This is a genomic window from Methanobrevibacter filiformis, from assembly GCF_001639265.1.
In the GTDB taxonomy this organism is placed as follows: Archaea; Methanobacteriota; Methanobacteria; order Methanobacteriales; family Methanobacteriaceae; genus Methanacia; species Methanacia filiformis.
Genome location: NZ_LWMT01000167.1, coordinates 1 through 952, shown reverse-complemented (window position 1 = coordinate 952; position 952 = coordinate 1). Strand labels below are relative to the sequence as shown.

At 33.4% G+C, this 952-nt stretch carries 1 pseudogene; it reads left to right on the top strand.

Annotated elements, in window-relative coordinates:
• A pseudogene (locus tag MBFIL_RS04655) lies at window positions 1–952 on the top strand (hypothetical protein); the annotation flags it as partial.

The following is a 952-nucleotide window of genomic DNA, read 5'->3' as shown; positions in this document are numbered from 1 at the left end:
TTTGTTGAATGCTAGTGTTTTGAGTTTTGTAGGTAGTAATGGTTCTTATGATAATGTTACTGGTGTTTGGTCTATTGGGTCTCTTGGTGCTGGTGAGAGTGTTGCTTTGAGTATTACTGTTGTTATTATTGGTAATGGTACAGTTATTAATACTGCGAGTGTGACTGTGGATCAGAATAATACTAATGTGGATAATGGGTCTGATAATGAAACTATTAATGTGTCTAATAATGTTAATGTGAGTGTTGTTAAGGTTTCTAACACTACTGGGTCAGCGAATATTGGTGATATTATTACTTATACTATTACTGTGACTAACAACGGTTCTGGTAATGCTACTGGTGTATATGTGACTGATTTGTTGAATACTACTGTTTTGAGTTTTGTAAGTAGTAATGGTTCTTATGATAATAATACTGGTGTTTGGACTATTGGTGATTTAGATGCTGGTAAAACAGTTGCTTTGAGTATTACTGTTGTTATTATTGGTAATGGTACAGTTATTAATACTGCGAGTGTGTCTGTGGATCAGAATAACACTAATGAGGATAATGGGTCTGATAATGAAACTATTAATGTGAGTAATAATGTTAATGTGAGTGTTGTTAAGGTTTCTAACACTACTGGGTCAGCGAATATTGGTGATATTATTACTTATACTATTACTGTGACTAACAACGGTTCTGGTAATGCTACTGGTGTATATGTGACTGATTTGTTGAATGCTACTGTTTTGAGTTTTGTAGGTAGTAATGGTTCTTATGATAATAATACGGGTGTTTGGACTATTGGTGATTTAGGTGCTGGTGAAACGGTTGCTTTGGATATTACTGTTGTTATTATTGGTAATGGTACAGTTATTAATACTGCGAGTGTGACTGTGGATCAGAATAACACTAATGAGGATAATGGGTCTGATAATGAAACTATTAATGTAAATAATAATGTTAAT